This window comes from Acidobacteriota bacterium, assembly GCA_030949985.1.
Lineage (GTDB): Bacteria > Acidobacteriota > Polarisedimenticolia > J045 > J045 > JALTMS01.
In genome coordinates this window covers 89,109-111,144 of record JAUZRX010000010.1, presented here as the reverse complement: position 1 = coordinate 111,144, position 22,036 = coordinate 89,109, and the positions used below count along the sequence as shown (strand labels likewise).

Here is a 22,036-nt window from a genome sequence, read left to right as displayed (position 1 = left end):
GTCGAACCGCCGGTTTCGAACCGCTTGCGGAGCTTCTTTGCACAGGGCGGCGAGCCGAAGACAACAACCCGGACCGTGGACCCGGGAAGCCGAACTTCGGCTCCCGGGCGGGGATGTCGGCTTTTTCAGCGGGCTGCTAGGGGTCGAGGCGATCGGCGTAGCGCTTGAGCTTGCGGTAGAGGGTGGAGCGGTCGATGCCGAGCATCTCCGCGGCGCGAGTCCGGTTACCTCCGGCGGTGGCCAGGGCCTGGCGGATCTGCTCGAGTTCGGTGGCTTCGAGAGTGCTGATGCTCTCGTCCCGGGGGCGGCCGGCCTGGCGGGCCCGCGCGCGCTCGAGGAAAGCAGCGTTTTCCAGCACGTCCAGCTCGGTGATCACTTCGCCCCGGGTGAAGGCGGCGAGCTTGGTGACTTCGTTCTCCAGTTCCCGGACGTTACCCGGCCAGTCGTAGCGCAGGAAAAGACGCAGAGCGGGGGGTTCGATGGACTTCGGCGCCTGCCCCGTCTTCTTCGCTGCGTGCTCGAGGAAGTGGCCCACCAGCAGGCCCAGGTCCTCGAGGCGCTCGCGCAGGGGAGCCATGTGAACCTGGGCCACGTCCAGGCGGTAGAAGAGGTCTTCGCGGAACTTGCCCGCGGCGACCATCTCCGACAGGTCCCGGTTGGTCGCCGCCACGATACGCACGTCCACCCGGCGGTCGGTGTCTTCCCCCACCCGGCGGATCTCGCCGAACTGGATCGCCCGCAGCAGTTTGGGCTGCAGGTGCAGGGGCATCTCACCGATCTCGTCGAGGAAGAGGGTGCCCTGGTGGGCCTGCTCGAACAGGCCCTTGCGATCCCGGTCGGCCCCCGTGAACGAGCCCCTGCGGTGGCCGAAGAGTTCCGACTCGAGCAGGGTGTCGGTCAGGGCCGCGCAGTTGACGGTCACGAAGCGCTGCTCGCTGCGCGGGCCGTTGTAATGCAGCACCCGGGCCACCAGGTCCTTGCCGGTACCGGATTCACCGGTGACCAGCACCGGGATCTCGGTGGGCAGGATCTTGTCGATGGCCCGGTAGACCTTCTGCATCGGGTTCGACGCGCCGATCATGCAGTCGTAGCGATACCGCACTTCCAGGTTGGACTGCTTTTCGAGGATCTCCACGCGCTGCTCTTCCACCTGTTCGGCGAGCTGCTCGTTCAGGCGGCGGATCTCCTCGGCCTGGGTGCGGAGCTGGGTGACCAGGCGGGCGTTGGCCAGGGCGATGCCCGCCTGGTCCGCCAGGCGGGAAAGCCAGGTCTGGCTCGACTGGTCGAAGAGGGCCATGGGCTTGCGGGAGTCGGTGACGATGGCGCCGACGACCTTGCCGCGCACCCGCAGGGGGTGGGCCAGGATCGAGTGGATCTGCAGGGCGTGAATCGAGCGGGAGTCGCTCAGCCGTTCGTCGGTCTGGGCGTCGTGGGAGGCCAGGGGCTTGTCGTCGCGGATCACCTGCCGCGCCACCGAGCGGCTGAACTCGCGTTCCTCGCCGGCCAGGTCCACGCCCCCCTCCCGGCGGGCCAGTTCCGCGGCGGTGTCGCCGCCTTCCTCGAGAAGGACGAAGCCCCGCTCCGCCCCGGTCAGCTCGATGGCGGTATCGACCAGGATCTCGAGCAGGCGTTCGAGTTCGAGAGTGGAGTTGAGGGCCCGGTTGATCTCGAGCAGGCGTTCGAGGGCCTGGACCTGCCGGGTGGTCTCGGGGGCTGCCTGGCTTTCGGGGGCCGCCCGGTATCCAGCGTTTTCCGCACCGGCGGCGGCCAGCAGGGAGCGCACCCGCGGCTGCGCCCTCCAGCGGGTACGTTGGGGGCCGGGGAGGCCCTCGAGCAGGGCGTCGAGGCCGGCGATGGCGTCCCGCTCGCAGCGGGCGGCGCCGTCGACCTCCCCCAGGCGCCGGCAGGCGGTGGCGGCGGCGGCCCAGGCCCGCCAGGCCAGGTCGGAGCGCTCCCGGCGCGCGAGCACCTCGGCGGCGGCGAGCGCCTCGTCCCGGGCCAGGCTCATCTCGCCTCCCGGCTGGGCCAGTTCCAATTCGGCCGCCAGCAAGCGGGCGCAGGCCACCATCTCTTCCTGGCCTCCCTTTTCCGCCTCGGCGCGAATCTTCTTCAGGGCCAGCCCGGCGCGCTCTTCGTCGCGCAGGGCGAGGTAACTTTCCGCCAGCCCGACCAGCCCCTGGACTTCCAGTTCCGACAGGCGAACGCGGCGAGCCAGGAAGGAGCACTCCTGCAGCAGTTCCCGGGCCCGGTCGGGCTGGCCCGCCGCCAGGTGCGCCCGGCCCAGCAGCAGCGAGCGCCGGGCCCGGAAAAGGGGGGCTTCGGCCCGGCCCAGGCGTGAGAGGGCCTCGTGCACCGCCTCCACGTCACCGAGGAAGGCGTGCAACGTGCCCAGCGCGAAGGCCGCGGCGTTGGCGGCGGGTTCCGAACGGGCCTCCTGGGCCAGAGCCCGGGCCTCCCCGGCCCGGGTCAGGGCGACGCGCAGGCGCCCGAGTTCACCGAGGCGTTCGGCCTGCTCGGCGAGCACCTCGGCGGCGGGGGCGCTGCGTCCCAGCCTGCGATAGAGGGTGGCGGCCTGGGAAAGGCGGCCGACCGCCTCCGAACGGCGTCCGAGGCGGCCGAGCAGCCTTCCGGTCAGGGCCTGGGCCTCGGCCTCTCGTCCCTGGTGGCCGGTGCGCCGGGCGTCGGCCAGCAGGTCGTCGAGGGCTTCGAGGGCGTCTCCCAGTCGGCCCGAGGCCTCCATGGCCAGCACGCGACCGCGCCGGGCGGCGTGGCGGCCGGCCGTGGAGCCGGTGCCGAGGGATTCCTGTTCGGCTTCCCGGTAGCACTCCTGGGCCCGCTCGAGCTGGCCCTCGCGGAGAGCCAGGTCTCCGCGGGCCAGCAGCAGGGCGGCGACGAGGTGGGCCTGCCCCGCGCGTCGTGCCTGGCGCAGCCCGGTCTCGAGACGCTCGGCCGCGTCCGCCAGGCGGCCCATGGCGGCCAGCAGGCGTCCCATCTCCAGCAGGACCCCCGCGCCCCCCGCCGTGTCCCCCAACTCGTCACTGAGGGCCAGGGCCTGTTCGAGCTGGTCGAGGGCCGTGTCGATTTTTCCGGTTTCTCCGTGGAAGGTGCCGGCCGCCCGCAGGGTGCGGGAGAGTTCCGCAGTCTCGGCCCCGACGATGGCGAGGGCCCGGCCGTACTCGGCGGCGGCGTCCTCGGGATGACCGAGGGCGGCCAGGGCGGAGGCCCGGATACGCCGCAGGCGCTGGAGCAGGGAGGCGTCTTCCACCTCCCCCAGGACGGCCAGCGCCCGGTCGCAGAGGCCGAGGGCCTGCCGGGGTGTGCCGGCGTCCAGGGCCGCGGCGGCCGCTTCCACCAGCAGGCGGGCTCCCCTCTCGGTCTGCCCGGCGGCGAGAAGGTGTCTGGCCTGCTGGAGCTGGCGGCCCTCTTGTCCGGCCAGGCACTCGGCCCGGCGCAGGTGGAGCGACTCGAGCGCCCCGGCCGGCAGGCGGGCGACGATGGCTTCGGCCAGGGCGGGGACGGCCAGGGCGAGTCCCAGCCGGCCTTCCGCTCGCCGGACCCGGCGCACCAGGCCCTCCCGGACCAGCAGGTCGATATCGTCGGGGTGGGTGGCCGAGTGGGGCTCGATGGCTTCCAGTTCGTCGAAGTCCAGGCTCTCCCCTTCGGCCAGGGCCAGGGCCGCGAGCACGGCCCGACTACCGGCCGGCCACTGCTCCCACTGGGCATCGAGGCGCTGGGTGGAACGGGGCGAGACCAGGCGGCCCTCGGCCAGTTCTGCCGGTACGGCTTCGGGCAGGGGCGCACCCGGCCCGGCCTTGCCCGAGCGCACCAGGGCCGTGACCATGTCCACTGCTGCGGCGGGCACGCCACCGCTGGCCCGGTGGAGGGCTCGCTGCCAGGGTTCGGGCAGCAGGCTCTCCCCCAGCATCGTGGCGCCCAGTCGGCCGGTGGCCGCCTCGTCCAGGGGGCGCAGTCGCAGCAGCCGGGCCAGACCCTGTTCGAGCAACACGTCTTTCAGCGGCAGTCCGTCGCCCGCCACGGTGGCTACCATCAGGCAGGGGAGTCCCGCCCGGGGGATGCGCCGCGCGAGGTCTTCGACCAGGGTTACCGAGGCGGCGTCGGCGGCATGGAGATCGTCGATCAGCAGGACGCTCTCCCGTCCCACGAGGTGGCGGCTGAACCGTTCGGCCCGGGAGTCCAGGTCCCGGGCCTGGAGGGTGTCGGCCTGCCCCCCCCCGCCGCTGGCCAGGTGCGCGAGCATGGTGTCGGCGAGGCCGAAGGGCCGGCGGGGCGCCTCGGCTCCGCGGATCAGCAGCGCCGGCCGTCCGGAAAGACGGGCCAGCAGCCGGAACTCCTCGAGCAGTCGGGAGCGGCCCATGCCCGGCTCGCTTTCCACCAGGAGCACGGCGCCCCGCTCCCGGGAGAGGTCTTCGAGAGCCGTGCGGAACAGTTCGATCTCCCGCTCTCGACCGGCGAGGGCCGGCGTCAAGGGTTCCGCCAGGGGAGGCAGGCGCTGGGGGTGGCGTCCGGACAGGCCGGCCAGGCGGCGGCGCACCTCGTCGGCGGTGGACGGGCGTTGCTCCGGTTGCTTGGCCAGCAGTTCGAGGATCAGGGCCTCCAGGCTGGCAGGCACCTCCGGGTTGAGGTGCCGCGGTGGGGTGGGGCGGGTGGACAGGTGCGCCCGCAGGATCTCGAAGGGTGTGTTGCCGCTGAACGGGTCCTCGCCGGTGGCCAGGCGGAAGAGAACACAGCCCAGGGAGTAGAGGTCCGCCCGGCCATCGACCGCTCCGCCCCGCAGGGTTTCCGGGGCGACAGTGGCCAGGGTGCCGCGGATCCGGCCCGCATCGACGCTGGCCGCGCTTTCGGCCAGCCCCAGGTCCATCAGCCACACCGGCGGCGGATCCCGCTCCATCTCCGGGCCGACGAGGATGTTGGCGGGTGTCACGTCGCGGTGGACCAGCCCCTGGGCGTGGAGGGAGCCGAGGGCATCGAGCACCGCGTCGGCGACCCGGGCCAGGCAGGCCCAGTCGGGGGAGGCTCCGAGCACTTCGTCCACGGGATGACCGGGAACCAGGTCCATGGTGAACCAGGGCACCGCCACACCCTCGCCTCCGGGCTGCTGCACGCCGAAGTCGTGGACCTGCACCAAGTGAGGGTGACGCAGGCGGGTCAGGAGCTGAAACTCGTGGTGGAAGGCCCGGATCAGGGCCGGGGACTCGCGGCCATCGCTGCCGGCCAACAGCTTGAGAGCCAGCGTCCCGCCGCCGACGGTGTCGCGGACCCGATAGACCTGCGCGGCTGCGCCGGCTCCCAGGCGTCCGAGGATTTCGTAGCGTCCGGCGATGATCCGGGGTGCTTCTTCGGGGGAGGGTGGTTGTCGGGGCTTTTTCATGGACCCCTTATGCCCCGCGACGTTGCAGAGTGCAACAGTGAAGCGGTGGCGGTGCAGGCCGGTGGAGAAAGGGGGAGCGGCGGATGGGGGGGCGGGCCGGAACCTGGGGCGGGTCGGAAAGTCCCGGCGGGAAGGGCCTTGGGGGCGGGGTCAAAAAAAACGACCCCGCCGGGGGGTCGAAGTTGGTAGAGGAAAAGGAGCCAGTCGCCCCTCTTTAGTGCAAACCTAATGCCAGGTATCCTCGGAAGCCACAGAAAGGCTCTTTCGAGATGGAAACAATCGCAGGAGAAAGGGTTCGGGGGCTGGCGAACTGTCCGCTCCAGGTGTCGCCGGCCGCGCCAATCTGGCGCGCGTGCCAGCCTGGCCGGCATGGAGTGACGCGGCGTGACACCGGGGTGCCGCGAAGTGTCAGCGGGTGCAGGATGCATGAGCCGGCGGCGGGAGAGAGTATGGTGGACCGCAAGGGACTCGAACCCTCGACCTCCGCGTTGCGAACGCGGCGCTCTCCCAACTGAGCTAGCGGCCCACTGCCTTAAGAGGGGTGCGCTGCCTGCGCCGCCGCGGCGGGCCGGACAGCCGGATCCTCGTGGTGGGGCGTGTAGGATTTGAACCTACGACTTCCACCGTGTGAAGATGGCACTCTACCACTGAGTTAACGCCCCACGGGGACGGCGGGTTATAGCATGGCCCGCGTTCCCTGTCCAATCTCCGGAGACTGTTGCCGGCAGGGCGCCGGCCGGAGTGTCGGGGGATTCGCAGTTTCGCCTTTGATACGCTGTCAATGCCCGGGGAGGCTGGCGGCTCCCCGTTGCCGGTCCCCCAGCGGGCGTCGCTTCTCCCGGCCGGCAGGCTAAAGCCTTGAAAATGCTATATATTGGGTGATCGCAGGGGGGAGCCACTAGATATTGTGCTTTTGGCGTTGACATGCGGCATCCATCTCGGCTAGGGTTCGCTGGCGTCATCGGGGCCCGCCACTGTCCGTACTTGTTTCCAGCGGCGGTTCGGGCGGGGTCTCGAGGAGGTGCTGCCGGGGATCGAGGGCCGGCGGCAGGCGGCCGGTGGGAGCCGGTCCAGGGAGACACGGGGCGGTCAGGCCGGATCCGTGGGGCGGAGGGCCTTGCGGGAAGTCATGGGCACTTCGGCGCCGGCGGCGCGGAAGTTTTCCTGCAGGTCCCGGGTTGAACATTTGAACTTTGGCTATCCGGCCTGCCCGTGGCCGGGGCTATGTCGCGAGCCGGCTGCCGCGCTTTTCGGGGCGCCACCAGCCGGAAAGATTCGGAGAGAGCATGTCGGTCCAGGAAAACCCCCAGCTTCCCGTTGGTTCTCCCCACCCGGCCAGGATCTCCAGCGGCGGACCGGAGGCTTCCGCACCCCGGAACCGGGGCGGATTCGTCGAAGGGCCGGGGCTGGCCATCGAGCGTTTCTTCACCAAGGCGGGAGAAGATCCTTTCGAGCAGGTGGAGTGGGAGAAACGCACCGCGTCGATCACCAACGAGAAGGGAGAGGTCTTCTTCGAGCAGGCCGACGTGGAGGTGCCCGCCTTCTGGTCGCAGACGGCGACCAACATCGTCGCCCAGAAGTACTTTCGGGGAACGCCGGGAACCGCGGAGCGCGAAAGTTCCGTCCGCCAGTTGATCGGGCGGGTGGTGCGGGCCATCGTGCAGTGGGGCGACGAGGGGGGCTACTTCGCCACGGAGAGCGATCGGGACGCTTTCAGGGACGAGCTGACCTATCTGCTGCTGCATCAGCGGATGGCCTTCAACTCGCCCGTGTGGTTCAACTGCGGCGTCGAGGAAAAGCCCCAGGTCAGCGCTTGTTTCATCAATTCGGTGAAGGACTCGATGGCCTCGATTCTCGACCTGGCCAAGACCGAGGGGATGCTCTTCAAGTTCGGCTCGGGTACCGGCAGCAACCTTTCTGCGCTCCGGTCCTCCAAGGAACCCCTCTCCGGTGGCGGCACCGCCTCGGGGCCGGTTTCCTTCATGCGCGGCTATGACGCCTTCGCCGGGGTGATCAAGTCCGGCGGCAAGACCCGCCGGGCGGCGAAGATGGTGATCCTGAACGCGGATCACCCGGACATCGAGGAATTCGTCGAATGCAAGGTGCGCGAAGAACGCAAGGCGCGAGTCCTGATCGAGGCCGGTTACGACGCGGCTTTCAATGTCCAGGGCGGGGCCTACGATTCGGTCTTCTTTCAGAACGCCAATCACTCGGTGCGGGTTTCCGATGAGTTCATGCGGGCCGTGTCGGAAGATCGTTCCTGGGATCTCAAGGCCGTGATGGACGGTCAGACGGTCAAGACGGTGCGCGCCCGGGAGCTGATGCGCAAGATCGCCGAGGCGGCCTGGGAATGCGGCGACCCGGGGATCCAGTTCGACACCACGATCAACTCCTGGCACACCTCCAAGGCCTCGGGGCGCATCAACGCGTCGAACCCCTGCTCGGAGTACATGTTCCTTGACGACACCGCCTGCAACCTGGCGTCGATCAACCTCAAAAAGTATCTCACCACCGACGGCGAGTTCGATGCCGAGGGGTTCCGCCACTCGGTGTCCATGACGATCCTGGCCCAGGAGATCCTGGTCGACAACGCCAGCTATCCCACGCCCCAGATCACCGAGAACTCGTACAAGTACCGGCCCCTGGGCTTGGGCTACGCCAACCTGGGCGCTACGCTGATGACCCTCGGCCTGCCCTACGATTCCGAGAGTGGGCGGGCCTACGCCGCGGCGATCACGGCGCTGATGTGCGGCGAGGCTTACCACACCTCGGCCCGAATCGCCGAGCTTCACGGGGGGCCTTTCGCCGGCTACGATCCCAACGCCGAGTCGATGCAGGAGGTGATCTCCAAGCATCGTCTGCACGCCGAATCTCTGCCCGAGGACCTGGTGCCCGGCAACCTGCTCCGGGCTGCGCGGACGGCCTGGCGCAAGGCGCAGCAGGTGGGGCGCCGTTCCGGCTTCCGCAATTCCCAGGTCACGGTGCTGGCGCCCACCGGCACGATCGCCTTCATGATGGATTGCGACACCACGGGTATCGAGCCGGACCTGGCGCTGATCAAGTACAAGAAACTCGTCGGCGGCGGGACGATCAAGATCGTCAACAACACTGTGCCCGTGGCTCTCGGCCGGCTGGGCTACAGCAACGAGCAGGTGCAGGAAATCATCGATTACATCGATGCCAACGAAACCATCGAGGGGGCTCCCCACCTCAAGGAGGAGCACCTGCCGGTCTTCGATTGTTCGTTCCGGCCGGCTCGCGGGACCCGTTCCATCGAGTGGATGGGGCATCTGAGGATGATGGCTGCCGCCCAGCCTTTCCTGTCCGGAGCGATCAGCAAGACCGTCAACATGCCCGCCGACGCCACGGTGGATGACGTGGAACGGGCCTACATGGAGGCCTGGCGGCTGGGGCTCAAGGCGGTGGCGATCTACCGCGATGGCTGCAAGCAGACCCAGCCCCTTTCCGCGGCGGCGGGCGAGGGGGCCGAGGGTACGGTGGCCGGCCAACCCCAGCGCCGCCGTCTGCCCGACGAGAGGAAGGCGATCACCCACAAGTTCTCGGTGCAGGGGCACGAGGGTTACGTGACCGTGGGCCTCTATCCCGATACGGGCCAGCCGGGAGAGATCTTCGTGGTGATGGCCAAGCAGGGGTCGGTGGTCTCCGGCTTGATGGACTCCTTCGCCACGGCGATCTCGCTGGCCCTCCAGTATGGGGTGCCGCTCAAGGTCCTGGCGGACAAGTTCGCCCACGTGCGCTTCGAGCCGTCGGGCTTTACCAACAACCCGCAGATTCCCATCGCCAAGTCCATCATCGACTACCTCTTCCGCTGGTTGGCGTTGAAGTTCCTCGACACGGACGTGGAATCCGGCGACGCGGATCTCGAAGGACGGGAGAGCCCGGGGGCGACGGAGGTGGATCCGGGGATGGAAGCCCGGGAAAAAGCTGTTTTTCTCGCCCAGTCCGATGCCCCCGCCTGCCACGTTTGCGGTACGATCATGGTCCGCAATGGCGCGTGTTACGCATGCACCAATTGCGGGGCCACTTCTGGCTGCTCCTGATCTCTCCCCCCCCTTTGAGTCAGGAGTTCAGGGCGCCGTTCCCACCCCCTGGGGACGGCGCCCGTCTTCGTTTCAGGCAGGGACGCAGACGCCGAGGCCGGCCTCCGGAAGGCCCATGCGCGATGCGGCCGAGGGCATCCGGGCGGCGGAGCGCGGCGGCAGGTACGGTTTCGTTTTCCGTCTTTCGAATTTGCCGATGGGTGCTGCCGCGACGAGCTTGTAAGTGGGCTTCCTGCAGCGAGTTGCGACCCTGTCCGCGGCTGGCACGGGGGTTGCTTTCAGAGCCGGGCAGCGTGCGGACGGGAGACCGTGGTCGTCGAGAAAGGCTCGAAGGGCTGCGGGTCGGGCTCTCCCGTTCGCTTTTTTCCCGTCCCCGGCCCGTCCCCGGGTCGAGCGGGTACTCAGGGAGAAGAAGACGCCGCCCGCACCACCGGGCCCAAGGTCACCGTGACCAGGCGACCCACCTCCAGGCAGCGGATGCCGTGCTCGGTGCCGGCCGGCACCTCGATCGACGGGTGATCCGTGGGGGAGAGCAGCAGGCGTTCACCGTTCATCTCGATCTCGAAGCGCCCGTCGACGGCGACGAAGATCTGGGCCACCGAGTGAGCGTGGGCGGAGAATCGAGCGTCGGGCGATTTGGCCTTGAGTTCCGCGACCTGGTAGATGCGGTCGACGGCGGTGCTCAGGTGACGCAGGCTGAAATCCGGGGATTCGAACTGGTCCTTGCGGGATTCGATGAAGGGTTGGTTGAAATCCTCGGAAGGCGTCAGGTCGTCGAAGATGGAATTGAAGTAATGGCGGGTATCGTCGGAGGCGCGGGCCCGATAGGCCGCGAAGAGCAACTCGCGCCGGTCCAGACCGAGGGAATCGGCCAGCCGCAGGACGACCCCGTCGCCGGGAATCTTCCCGTCGTTTTCGATCTGGACGATGTAAGGCTGGGTCACGCCGACCTTCTCGGCGAGTTGCTTCTTGTTCAATTCCAGACGTTCGCGGTGGAACTTGATGATTTCTGCGAAGGTCATCTCTGGCCCCCTACGTGGGATAACGATCCAAAATCAATGGGCAGTTTGGCCTAATTATCCAGTCAGGTCAAGATTTTTCCGACAAACGAGTTAGGTAGCCCCCTTGCGGGTCCTCGGTTCGGCCGAGGCATAATAACTTACCGTTAAAGGTTTAGTCAATCCGGGGCCGGCTCCGAACGGCCGGGCGGTCGGGGGATATCACCCCCGTGGGCTGGGACGGTTCCTCCCGCGCCGGTATACTGCGCCGGTTTGCATGGGAAAAACTACCCTCGCGCACTCCCGTGCGGAGGGCGATCGGGGTCGATACATGACACACCTGGCGGTCATTGGCGCCCAGTGGGGCGATGAGGGCAAGGGGAAGGTCGTCGACCTGCTCTCCCCTCATTTCTCGGTGGTCGCCCGTTACCAGGGCGGGCCCAACGCGGGGCACACGGTCGTCTTCGACGGAGCGACCCACGCCCTGCACCACATTCCCTCCGGGATCTTCCACGAGGGGGTGATCTCGGTGATCGGGCCCGGCACCCTGGTCGACCCCGACCGGTTGCTCGAGGAAGTCGAAGGGCTGGTCGGAAAGGGGGTCCCGGTCGACCGGCGGCTGCGCATCGCCCTGCGGGCCCACGTGATCATGCCCTGGCACCTGGGACTCGACGGGGGCTGGGAGTCGCGTCTCGAGGGGCAGGCCATCGGCACCACCCGCAGGGGCATCGGCCCGGCCTATTCGGCCAAGATGGAGCGCTTCGGGGTCCGGATGGCGGACCTGGCGCGCCCCGAAGAGGTGACGGCGCGCTACAGGGCCGCCCTGGGCATGGGCTTGGCCGGCCGGCTCGAGTCCGTGGGTGCGCCGATGCCGTCCGAGGAGGAGATCCAAAGCGCGGCCCGGCGGTGGTGGGACCAACTCGGTCCCCTCTGCTGCGATACGACCGACCTGCTGCACCAGGCGCTGCGCGACGGACGGACGATCCTCTTCGAAGGCGCCCAGGGAACCTTGCTCGACGTGGACCACGGCAGCTATCCCTTCGTCACGTCGTCGAGCACCGTGGCCGGAGGCATCCCCGCCGGACTCGGGGTGCCGCCCCGGAGCGTGGAGCGGGTCGTGGGCGTGGCCAAGGCCTACCTGACCCGGGTCGGTGCGGGCCCTTTTCCCAGCGAGGACGAGGGCGAGGCCGGCGCGCACCTGCGCAAGGTGGGCCGGGAGTTCGGCACCACCACGGGCCGGCCCCGGCGCTGCGGCTGGTTCGATGCCGTCGCCGCCCGCTACGCCGTGCGCCTGAGCGGGATCGACGGCCTGGCTCTGACCAAGTTCGACGTGCTCAGCGGACTGCCACGGTTGCGGATCGCTGTGGCCTACGAAATCGACGGCGAGCGTACCGAGACCCTGCCGGCGGTGGCCTCCGACCTCGAGCGGGCCCGGGTGATCTACGAGGACCTCGAGGGCTGGACCGAGCCTCTCGAAGGGGTCGGCCGCCTCGAAGACCTGCCCCGCGCCGCTCGGGTCTACCTCGACCGGGTCCAGGAACTGGCCGAGTGCCCCCTGGCCCTGGTCTCAGTGGGGCCGGACCGTACCCAGACCATCGTGCCGGCGGGCAGCCTGCTGGAAGCCGTCGGCGTGGAACTCACTCCATGAGGGACAGTCGGGCTCCCGTCGAGGAGAGTCGGGTGACCGTGGCCCTCCGCGGCGATCGGGAAAGCGCTGAGCGGCTGGCGGCCCGGCTGAGCGCGCGGGGCATCGCGGCGCGGGTGGCGGTGCCGGGACCCGCCCTTCACGACCTGCCTCCCGGAAGGTGGGCGGTGGAGGTCGCCGGCTCCCGAGTCGAGGCCGCCCTGGAGGATATCGAAGACGAATAGGGCCGAGCGGCTTGCTCCCGGCCCGGGGCCGTGAATAATCTCCCAGCGGGGACGGTGCGAGCCGCTCCCCTGGCACGTGGGCCGTTAGCTCAATCGGTAGAGCAGCAGACTTTTAATCTGCGGGTTCGGGGTTCGATTCCCTGACGGCTCACCATTTCTCTCCGCGGTGAGGCACATGGCCGGATCGACGCCCCGGGCGCGTGGGACCTGCCGCCTGCAGCTCGCCGGTCGCACGTGTTGGTTTCGCTGGAGCCCGCGCTCGGTGGTCGCCGCCGTGGACGGGGACCTCGTTTGCTGGGATCGGGCCGGTCGCCCCTGGGCCGGCGTCTGGGAGGGCCGGAGCTGGCGTCGCAGCCTGGCCGGCGAGTACCTGGAAATCCTGGACTCCCGGGGCCTGCGGGTTCTGAAGCCTTGCGCGGCGGAAGAGGCCCGGCGCTGGGACCAGCGGGCCCGGCGGCTGGCCCGGAATCTCCAGGCGGCGCTGGTCGCCCTCGGCGGGGAGCCCGCCGCGATGGCGCCCCGGCTCGAGGCGATGACCGGCGACCGCAGCGGTGATGCCGAGGCGTTCTCGCGGATCTACCGGCCGATCTCCATCCTTCCGCCGGACCGCTACCTCGCCCTGGTGCTCCAGTTTTCGAGGGGCTGCCCCTGGAACCGCTGCACCTTCTGCCACTTCTACCGGGACCGGTCGTTCCGGCCCCTCGACCCGGCGGCTGCGCGGGCTCACCTGGAAGCGGTGGTGGAAGGGTTCGGGGCCGGCATCACCTTGCGCCGCAGCATCTTCCTCGCCGACGCCAACGCCCTGGCCGCGCCCCCGGGCCGGATCGAACAGTGGCTGGGTCTGATCCGGGAGGCCTTTCCCGAGGCCTCTCCCGGTCCCCGAGCCGACGGCATCTACAGCTTCACCGACCTGCTGACCGGCGGCGACCAGGACCCCGCTTTCTGGCAGCGCCTGGCCCGCGGGGGCCTGACGGGGGTCTACCTGGGACTCGAAACCGGCCATGGCGAGTTGCTCGAGCGGCTGGGCAAGCCGGGACCGCCGGGCCGGGCCGTGGAGATGGTGCACCGGATCAAGCAGGCCGGGCTGAAGGTGGGGGTGATTCTGCTGGCGGGCTTCGCCGCCCCCCTGGCAGCCGCTCACCGCCGCGCCAGCCTGGATCTGGTCCGCCGGTTGCCCCTGGGCCCCGACGATCTGGTCTTCGTCTCGCCCCTGGTGGGCGCGCCCGCCGGCGTGGCCGTACTCGATCCCGAGGACCGTCGCCGGCAGGCGCGAGACCTGATCGGCGCCCTGCGGGAGGTATGTGGCCGCCGGGCGGCGCTCTACGACATCCGGCGCTTCGTGTACTGATCCGTCCACCGTGGAGCGGACAATGTGGTTCCCGGCCGGCCGGGCTGCCGGGGGGGGCGGGCTCGAAAAGCTTGCCTCAGGCCGTGGGGCTTGGCTTCCAGGGGGGACGGGAAGGGCAGCCGGCGGCGATCGGCCGCCTCCCGGGTCGCGGCTCAGCCGGCCCGGGTGCCGCCCCGGTGCGCGGCTGGACGCAACCCGGCCCCACCCCGCGGGCTTGCGCCGTCTGGGCCTCTGGACCGGGGTGCCCATTCTTCGCTCCACGGTGGGTGGGTTCAGGGAAGCGTGGGGGACAGTCGGCGGCGCAGGCAGCGGTTGACGGTTTCGAGCAGTTCCCGCCGGCGGATCGGCTTGCTCAGGTAGTCGTTCATTCCCACTTCCAGGCAGAGATCCCGATCCCCCGCCATGGCGTGGGCCGTCAGGGCGATCACCGGCACGTCCTGCAGCTTGGGGTGGCGCCGCATGCGACGGGTGGCCTCCAGGCCATCGAGCACCGGCATCTGGATGTCCATCAGAACCAGGTCGAAGGGTTGCCGCTCGAGCCGATCGAGGGCCTTCTGGCCGTCGTCGGCCCGGCTCACCTCGTGCCCCGCTTTTTCGAGGAGGCTGGTGACCAGCCGTGCATTGACCGGGTTGTCCTCCACGACGAGGATGCGTGCCGCCGGGCACGCCGTCGCCTCGTCGCGGTCCGCCGCGGGAGCCCAGAGCTGGTCGAGTTTTTCCCTCAGCCGGGAGCGGGTCAGGGGCAAGGCGAGGCCGCTTCCGCCCACTTCGACCAGGGGCGGAGCGTTCGGCCCGGCGGCCGCGGCGATCCGGCCGTCACCGGCCAGGGCGGGGTCGATCAGCAACAGCTCGGCCGGCGCTCCCTGTCGGGCGGCCTGGTGGAGGTGGTCGATGGCGGCTTGGGTCGAGTCGGCCTCGCGGCAACGCAATCCCAGGAAGAGCAGCTTCTCCCGCAGGCAACGGCGGACCGCCGCCGAAGGGTGGAGCACCAGCGCCGGACGGCCGGCCAGGTGCCGGGCCGCGGGAGTAGGGGTTGCGTCCACGAGTTCCGCGGGAAGCTCGATGGTGAAGGTGGATCCCTCGCCGGGCGTGGAGTGGACACGGATCTCGCCTCCCATCGCCCGGCACAGTTGCCGGCTCAGGGCCAGGCCCAGGGCGCCGCTTCCGCCTCCTTCACCCGCATCGGTGGGGTGGGTCTCGAAGATCCGCTCCTGCATGTCCGGGGGGATGCCGGGCCCCTGGTCGCTGACGGAAAATCGCAGGCGGCGGCTTCCGGCCTGGACCGGGCCGGCAGGTTCGGCGCGCACGACGATCTCGCCCCGCAGGGAGAAGCGGATCGCGTTGCCCACCACGTTGAGGAGGATCTGGCGCAGCCGGGCGGCGTCGGCGCGGACGGCCCGGGGGAGGTCCCGCCGGGGGATGTCCACCAGCAGCAAACCCTTGGCCTGGGCCCGGGGGGAGAGATGCTGACAGACCTCTTCGACGATGGCCGCAGGCTCGAAGACGGTGGGCAGCAGCTCGAACTGGCCGGCTTCCAGTCGAGAGAAGTCGAGCACGTCGTCGACGGTCAGCAGCAGGTCCCCGGCACAGCGCTGGATCGTCTCCAGGCCCTCCCTGAGAGCCGGATGGGGATCGTCGTCCAGGAGGAACTCGCAGGTGCCGAAGATGCCGCTGAGGGGCGTGCGAACCTCGTAGGAGACGTGGGTCAGCAGACGGTCCTTGGCGCGGGACAGAGCCTGGGCCGCCCGCAGGGCCTGCTCGGCGGCGCTGACGTCGCGGGCCACCAGCGCCATGGCCGGTCGGTCCCTGAACAGCAGGCTGGCGCCCACCACCTCGGCTTCGACGGTCGTGCCGTCCGCCCGGCGAAAGCGCAGCGGCTGGGGCCGCGCGGCCGAGCGTTCGCAGACCTTCGCCAGCAGGGCCTGGAGGTCGCCCGACTCTTCGGGGGCCAGCCACTGTGCGAGAGGAACCGGTTGGTGGGGCTCTTCCTCGCGACCCAACCAGCGGCGGGCGAAGGCGTTGGTGGCGAGGATCTCCAGGCCGGTGGTGGAGACCACGATCACCGCTTCGGGAATCGCCTCCACCAACGCCGCGAAGCTGCGTTCGGTCTGGCGCAGCCTGCGCTGGCTGGCGGATTCGAGCAGATGCAGGTGGCGGTGACGGCGTGCGGCGTCGTCCAGCAGCCAGCCGGTGACCAGGGCCACGGTGAGCAGGGCCTCGAGGCCCAGGATCCGGGCCAAGCCTTCGCCGGCACCGTCGAACAGGCCCGGAAGGGGCCAGGGAAGGGGGATGGCGACGGCCGCCGCCGCGATCGTCGCCCATACGCAGAGTCCAGCCAGGGTCCAGCGGGGCGTGGCCTGGCGGCCCCTGCGCCGGTCCCGCAACCAGCGTCGGACGGTCACTCCGGCCATCATCGCCGGGGGCAGGGCGAAGAGGATGGCGCCGATCGCTCCAGGTTCGTTCAACACAGCTCTCCCGGAGAGCTTATCGGCCCCGTCACGCCGCCCTGTAACCCTGGAATGGCCGCGCCGGCCGGCCTCACGGGCAGGCCGGGGAAGGGTGCCCCTCGACCAGGTAGAAATAGTTCAGGCCGTCGCTCCGCACCCCATGGCGCGCTTCGGGCGCCGGGGCTTCGAGGAAGGTGGTCGATCCGGCCACGGTGGCGGGATCTCCCGAGTGGAGGAATCGATAGCGGGCGGCGCCCCCGATGGGCGTCGAACGCAGGACCAGGTTGGTTGTCGAGACGCCTTGCAGCACCTCGAGGCGGGCCGCCGTCTGCACCGCACCCTCCAGGTCGCCGCAGTCCGTCACCTCGATGCGGGAGGGGGCCGGGCCGGGCAGGTCGCAACCGCTTCCGGAACGCGCGACGACCTGATAGAGGTGGGGCCGGTTGGCCTCCGCCTGGAGGTCGGTGTAGGAGGTCTGATCCGCCGCCACGCGGGCGATCTCCTCGCCGTCACGGTAGATCACGAACTCGCCCGGGCCGCCGCCGCCCCAGCTCTCCACCGCGCCCCAGCTCAGTTCGATGGCGCCGGCGGTCTGGGGGTCGGGGTCCTTCGCCTCCAGCAGGCCCGCGAAGCTGGGCGCGGGGTAGCAGCCTCCCGCCTGGCAGGAGGTGGGCAGCAGGGCCGCCGTGATGGACAGGTCGTCGAGCACCGCGCCCCCGTCCGTACCGCAGTCGGTGGACATGCGGGCGCGGAAGCGCAGCTCGCTGCCGGCCCAGGCGGAGAGGTCGAAGACGAACTCCTGCCAGCCGGAAAGGCCGTCCACGTCGGGTCCGGTGATGGCCCCCTGGCTCGGTGGATAGTCACAGCCGTTGATCCACGATCCGCTGCCGCCGCCCGCGCCGGCGCAGGGCGGGGCCACGGTCTGGGCGAAGGTGCTCGGGTAGCCGCCGATGGGGTCGATCGGCGTGAAAGCGCCGCCGTCGACGGCGATCTCGATGACCAGGCCGTCCCACTGGTACTCGATGTCGTAGTCGACCCACAGGTGCAGTTCCGAGCCTCCGGAACCGTCGAGCGCCACGTCGGGGCTGACCAGGGAGAAGCAGGACAGGGGCGGGTAGCGCCCGTCGCCCAGGGACTCGTCGTCGGTCCAGTAGGACCAGTCGCCCCCGTGGCGCACCGCGACGGGAGAGCGGGACCAGCCCGCCCCCGCGTCATTCTCGTCGACGCTGACCGTGCTGGTCATCTTCGCCGGAACAGTGTCGCCGGCATCGTCGAGCCACGTGCCGAGCTGTCGCGGTCCGCCGGCGCGGAAACGGCCCCGGACCGCGTCCCCCTCGACCTGGGTCACCGTATCCACGGCCCGCACCGCGTAGTGGTAGACCTGCCCGGTGGGCTGGCCCTGATCGTCCCATCCGCTGAGCAGGGCGTCGTCCACCAGCGACGTGGCCGCGGTGCGGGCGAGGAGGTTTCCCGGCCCGGTGACGAAGTTCTCCTCGGTGGAGCGATAGACCGCGTATTCCACCGGATGCGAGCACGGTGAGGTCGCGGCGGCCCAGTCGAGCTGCAAGCTGCAGGTGGCGCCGGCGCCATCGGTGGCGACCAGGCTCGCCGGGGCGCTCGGCGCCAGGCGGCAGTCGGGCGCGGGACCGGTCAGGCCCGTGGAGGCCGCCGCCGAGGCGCAGAGCCCCGAGGCGCTGACCGCCTCGACTTCCCACGTGTCGGTGGCCGGATCCTCCGGCAGATCCACCAGGGCCGCGTCGGGGGCCTGGACCCGACCGGCGAGGACCCGCGCGCCGCCGGTGACGCGGTAGACGTCGTAGTGATCCGCGCCGCCGACAGGGTCCCAGGCCACCAGGACGCCGCCGGTGTCGAGCCGGGTGGCGGTCAGGGCCTGGGGCGTGTCCGGCGGGGTGCAGCCCGGAGCGCAGGCCGCCGTGGCGTCATCGACGATCTGGATGTTTTCGTAGTCGACTTCGACGTTGTCCACCCGCCAGCGGTACTCGTCCCCCGACGAGCCCCCGCAGGAAGAGGCGCCGGTTTCGGTGTCGTTGGAGGCGGCATGGAAGATGAGCTGGAAGAGGGTCGCGTCGGGCACCGGTGGCAGCTCGAATTCGGCGATCTCGCTCAGGTCCAGGTCGACCTGGTGGTCGTTTCCGTCGGCGGACTGGTTGCGGTAGTAGCCGCTCGAGATCAACCGCCCGTCGCGGTTGGTGAAAATGTCGACCACCGTGCGGTCACAGAGCTTGCCGTCCTCGTTGATCAACAGGTGGTAGTCCTCGAGGAAGCGTACCCGCTGGAGCACCGTGCGTGAGCCCGCGGGGCCCGTGTCGACCTGGGGCGAGACCAGGCGGTGGTGCTTTTCGTTGCTGGTCGACAGCCAGGTGCCGTTGCAGGAGGGGAAGAGGGCCATGGGCTCACCGAAGCAGAAGGAGAACTGCCAGGTCTCCTCGCTGGTCGAGCAGTTCTGGTCCAGGTCGAAGTAGTACCAGGAGTCCAGGGGCGCGTCGGAAGAGCCGTCGTGGCAGAGCAGCGTGGCGGAGGTGAAGTCCTCGCTCCAGGTGGCCTGGGTGCGCTGCTCGTCGGCCTCCACCGTCAGGGGCAGGGGCACTCGCCGCTGGACGGAAGAGTCGCTGGTGGTCACCACCAGCTCCAGCCCGCGGGTGTCGCGGGGGGCGGCCCCGTCTCGCAGGGAAAGGCGGTAGGCGGCGACTCCCGCCGCCGAGCCTCCGGCGGGGATCGTGCCGAAGGTACTGGTGTCCTGTTCGATGAAGACGTCACCGAGGGAGGAGACCAGTCGGGCCTGGACACCGGGGAGGTCCGTACGGCCGGGGTTGACCAGCGTCAGCGCCAGGTCCACCGACTCGCCCGCATCGAGGTAACCGTCGTTGTCGCAGCCGCCGCTGATCGTCGCGGCGGCGATTTGCACGCTTCCCGAGCAGGCCACCGAAGCCTTCGCCGTGGCGCTCAACAGCGGATCGTCGTCGTCGTAGGTCACCGTCAGGGTTTCGGAATCAGCCACCTGGAGGATGCCGTCGGAGGTCGCCAGGGCGGTGTTGGCGGCCAGGGGCAGGCTGCCGGTGAAACGTCCGCCGCCCGCGTCGACGAGGGTCAGGGTTTCGGCGTCACCCGAGCCTGTGGTGACGTCGACCGTCGGCGCGATGGTGCGATTGCCGTCGAGAACCTCGATCACCACGTCGCCGCTGCAGGGGTAGCGCTGCTTGTCGAAGCTCACCGTGCCCCCGCTGGTGGAGACGGGTCCGGTGGCGACGACGGCGAAGTCCTGGCGGCTGCTGAGATCCGCCCAGCCGGACCCTGGAACGGACTCGCCCACCACCTCGACCTTCCACAGACCGGGAGTCAGGGTGTAGCCCGCCAGGCGCACCATCTCCACGTTGTCCGGATCGTTGAGGGGGCGGACACCCGGCTGGGTGTACTCGATGGTGAAAGGGGATCGATCCCGTGGATTCCAGGCGTTGCCCCAGTACACCGTGCCGTCGGGGGCGGTCAGGCGAAGATCCAGGTCGTTGACCAGGAAAGTCGGCGAGGCCACCAGGGACGGCGGGTCGGGCCAGGTCAGCACTACTTTCAGGTCGCTCGAGGTGGAGTCCACGTAAAATTCCGCCGACCACGTCTCCCCTGTGCTCAATCCCGCGTTCCGGGGCACGTCCCACAAGGCCAGGCCCCGACTGTCGCCGTCGAAGTAGAGGGCGTCGTCGAGCATCAGGCGGCCCCAGCCCTGGTCTGTCGTGGGGGCGTCGTCCTGTACCAGCGAGAGGTCGCAGTCCCGGTCGTCCCGGCATTGCAGGCCCTGGTTCCCTGCGCAGAGGCTGCACTCTTCGTCGTCCTGGCAGGTGGTGAATGTGTTGCTGCACAGGCCGACGAGCGTGTCGCAGGTGTCGATGTTGCACGGACCGTAGTCGGGTCCTCCGCGGCCGGTCATGTTCAACGCGCCGGCGATCAGCACGGCCTTGAGCAGGGCGGCGGAAGGGATGAAGCCGTCAGCGGCGTTCTCCGTTCCCGTGGGATAGAAGCCCTTGCGGAAGTACTCCCGGGCCAGGGCGGCGAAGCCCGCGGTCAGGGGGGCGGCGAAGGACGTACCGCTGACTTCCCGGGTCGTGCACGTGCGGCCGGTCTCTCCCAGGTCGGAGTCTCCCGTGATCAGCTGTTTGCCGGAGATCACCAGATCGGGCTTGAGTCGTCCATCTTCCGTCGGCCCCCTCGAGGAAAACTCCGCCAGGTTGTCGGGATCCAGGTCCTCGCTGGGAGAAAGGCGGGCCTCGGAGGCGCCCACGGTGACCACGTTTTTCGCCGTTCCGGGCGAGTCGAGGCTGCCGGCGTAGGGGCCCCGGTTGCCGGCGCTGAAGACGATCAGAAAGTCCGGGTGGTTCCAGACCATGCGGTCCGTGAAGAAGGAGAGCAGGTCGTACTGGTTGCCCGCCGAGCCCCAGGAGTTGGTGGAGATACGCGCCCCGGCTTCGTACTCCTGCTCGAACATCCTGTCCAGCACCCGGGGAACGGGCAGACCGAGTCCCACCAGGGTCCCGCTGTCGTTGCCCAGGTCCTCGACCACCAGCTTGGCCAGGGGGGCCATGCCGTCACTCGCGTCGTGGTGCGGTCCGACCGGGTCGTTTTCGTCGGCGGGATTGTCCGGATTGTCTCCCACGGCCGCGATGGCGACCCAGGTGCCGTGGGGGTCACCGCTGCGCACGTCGTAGGCGGTCGCCGAGTCCTGCAGGCTGCCGAGCAGGTTGTAGGCGATGATCTTGCGCCGGGTGTCGTCCACCGGCAGGGGGCCCCGGGAGGCGCCGAAGGCCGGTATGCTGGACACGGGAGGGAGCCCGGCGGCATCCTCCATCCAGCACACGTCCGGGTCCACGCCGGTATCGGCGATGGCGATGATCTCGCCGGCGCCGAGCAGGCCGTGCTTCCAGATCGTCGCCGAGGCGGAGTAGTTCTGTCGGGCGAAGACGTCGTAGGACTGACCGATCCAGACGGCATCGTCGTTGTGCAGGTCCACCATCCCGGCAGGCTCGACGACCACCACTTCCTCGAGCGCCGCCAGCGCTCCGAGATCGAAGGCCAGCCGCCGGAGAGGCAGTTCCAGGGTCAGGGCCGTCACGCCGCTGCTTTCCGCGCCCTGCAGGACTTCGACGCCGGGCAAGGCCCGGCCGACCGCGGCGCGGGCCCCGGCCAGATCGACGCCGGGGGCGAAGAGCAGGTCCAGCCGCAAGGACTCGGCCCGCTCGCCTGGCAGGGGGTGCTGGAGAGCCAGCCCGCGGGCCAGGCGGCCGAGGCGGCGGTCGACCTTGAAGCCGGGTTCGTAGCGTCCGACCCAGCGGACCCCCGCGCTGCCCGCGAGGGTCGCCAGGGCGTAGGCATCGGCGCGTACCAGGTAGGCCTGGTGGGGAACGTAGGACAGGATCTCCGCTCCCGCGGCGAGGATCCGGGCTCGTTGGGCCGGTCCCGGAGCCTGCTCGAACTGCACCACGGCCAGCCGCGGAGCGGTGGCGGGTAGGCTCCGCGAGCCGGGGGGGACGGGGACGAAGGCGGAGAGATCCGGGGGACCATGGAGGAGTGGGTCGAAGCGCGCTCCATCGAAGAGGATCCAATCTCGGAGGGCGGCCAGGCGCTCGAGCTGGCGGCGGGCGGGTTCGTCCGCCGGAAAGATGGCCGCGCCGGGCGGGGCGTTCACCGAAGCCGGGGCCGCGGGGCGTTCGCGGATCGGCCGCTGGCGGGTCGCCGGGGGTTGGTAGCCGGCGGGTCCCTGGCGGCGCCGTTCCGCCGCACGCGTAGGAAGAGCCAGCCCCGCGAAAAAGACCAGCAGACAGAAAAAAGGCACGGCGGCGCCAAACGGCCGCCGCGCACCGGGCAGGTGTGCGAGCCATCTCATGGGGCTAGGGAGTACTGTCCCGGGGCGCCGGGTG

8 protein-coding genes and 3 tRNA genes are annotated in these 22,036 nt (G+C 70.0%); 5 read left to right on the top strand and 6 right to left on the bottom strand.

From position 1 onward, the window contains the following. Nucleotides 1-136: 136 nt before the first annotated feature. The 3 genes from Q9Q40_01845 to Q9Q40_01835 form a co-directional block, all read right to left on the bottom strand. Complete coding sequence (locus tag Q9Q40_01845; protein ID MDQ7005952.1) at nucleotides 137-5,389, bottom strand: sigma 54-interacting transcriptional regulator; 5,253 nt, start codon at nucleotides 5,387-5,389, stop codon at nucleotides 137-139. 450 nt (nucleotides 5,390-5,839) lie between these two features. Continuing rightward, nucleotides 5,840-5,915 (bottom strand) — tRNA-Ala (locus tag Q9Q40_01840). 61 nt (nucleotides 5,916-5,976) lie between these two features. After that, nucleotides 5,977-6,051 (bottom strand) — tRNA-Val (locus tag Q9Q40_01835). A 624-nt stretch (nucleotides 6,052-6,675) separates the two neighbouring features. Here Q9Q40_01835 and Q9Q40_01830 point away from each other — a divergent pair. Then, on the top strand, nucleotides 6,676-9,450 hold the full coding sequence (locus Q9Q40_01830; protein MDQ7005951.1) for a vitamin B12-dependent ribonucleotide reductase: 2,775 nt from the start codon (nucleotides 6,676-6,678) through the stop codon (nucleotides 9,448-9,450). A gap of 401 nt (nucleotides 9,451-9,851) precedes the next feature. Here Q9Q40_01830 and Q9Q40_01825 read toward each other — a convergent pair whose 3' ends face one another. Further along, nucleotides 9,852-10,472, bottom strand: a complete 621-nt coding sequence (locus Q9Q40_01825) for an XRE family transcriptional regulator (GenBank protein ID MDQ7005950.1) — start codon at nucleotides 10,470-10,472, stop codon at nucleotides 9,852-9,854. Nucleotides 10,473-10,779: 307 nt separating this feature from the next. On the opposite strand from Q9Q40_01825, the gene Q9Q40_01820 reads away from it, so the two are divergent. The 4 genes from Q9Q40_01820 to Q9Q40_01805 all read left to right on the top strand — a co-directional run bounded on the left by Q9Q40_01820 (nucleotide 10,780) and on the right by Q9Q40_01805 (nucleotide 13,665). Next, nucleotides 10,780-12,096, top strand: coding sequence for an adenylosuccinate synthase (locus Q9Q40_01820; GenBank protein MDQ7005949.1), 1,317 nt, complete (start codon nucleotides 10,780-10,782; stop codon nucleotides 12,094-12,096). Beyond that, nucleotides 12,093-12,317 carry a hypothetical protein gene (locus Q9Q40_01815; protein ID MDQ7005948.1) on the top strand — a complete coding sequence of 75 codons (225 nt, stop codon included), beginning with the start codon at nucleotides 12,093-12,095 and terminating at the stop codon, nucleotides 12,315-12,317. The genes Q9Q40_01820 and Q9Q40_01815 overlap by 4 nt, the downstream gene beginning before the upstream one ends. A 78-nt stretch (nucleotides 12,318-12,395) precedes the next feature. Then, nucleotides 12,396-12,471: transfer RNA gene (locus Q9Q40_01810), tRNA-Lys, on the top strand. Nucleotides 12,472-12,492: 21 nt separating this feature from the next. Continuing rightward, nucleotides 12,493-13,665: a radical SAM protein gene (locus Q9Q40_01805; GenBank protein MDQ7005947.1), complete on the top strand. Its 1,173-nt coding sequence runs from the start codon at nucleotides 12,493-12,495 to the stop codon at nucleotides 13,663-13,665. A 272-nt stretch (nucleotides 13,666-13,937) separates the two neighbouring features. Here Q9Q40_01805 and Q9Q40_01800 read toward each other — a convergent pair whose 3' ends face one another. Together Q9Q40_01800 and Q9Q40_01795 are read right to left on the bottom strand one after the other, a co-directional pair. Next, nucleotides 13,938-16,130: a response regulator gene (locus Q9Q40_01800; protein ID MDQ7005946.1), complete on the bottom strand. Its 2,193-nt coding sequence runs from the start codon at nucleotides 16,128-16,130 to the stop codon at nucleotides 13,938-13,940. A gap of 73 nt (nucleotides 16,131-16,203) precedes the next feature. Continuing rightward, nucleotides 16,204-22,002 (bottom strand): S8 family serine peptidase, encoded by a 5,799-nt coding sequence (locus tag Q9Q40_01795; protein ID MDQ7005945.1) that lies wholly within the window; start codon nucleotides 22,000-22,002, stop codon nucleotides 16,204-16,206. Nucleotides 22,003-22,036: the final 34 nt, after the last annotated feature.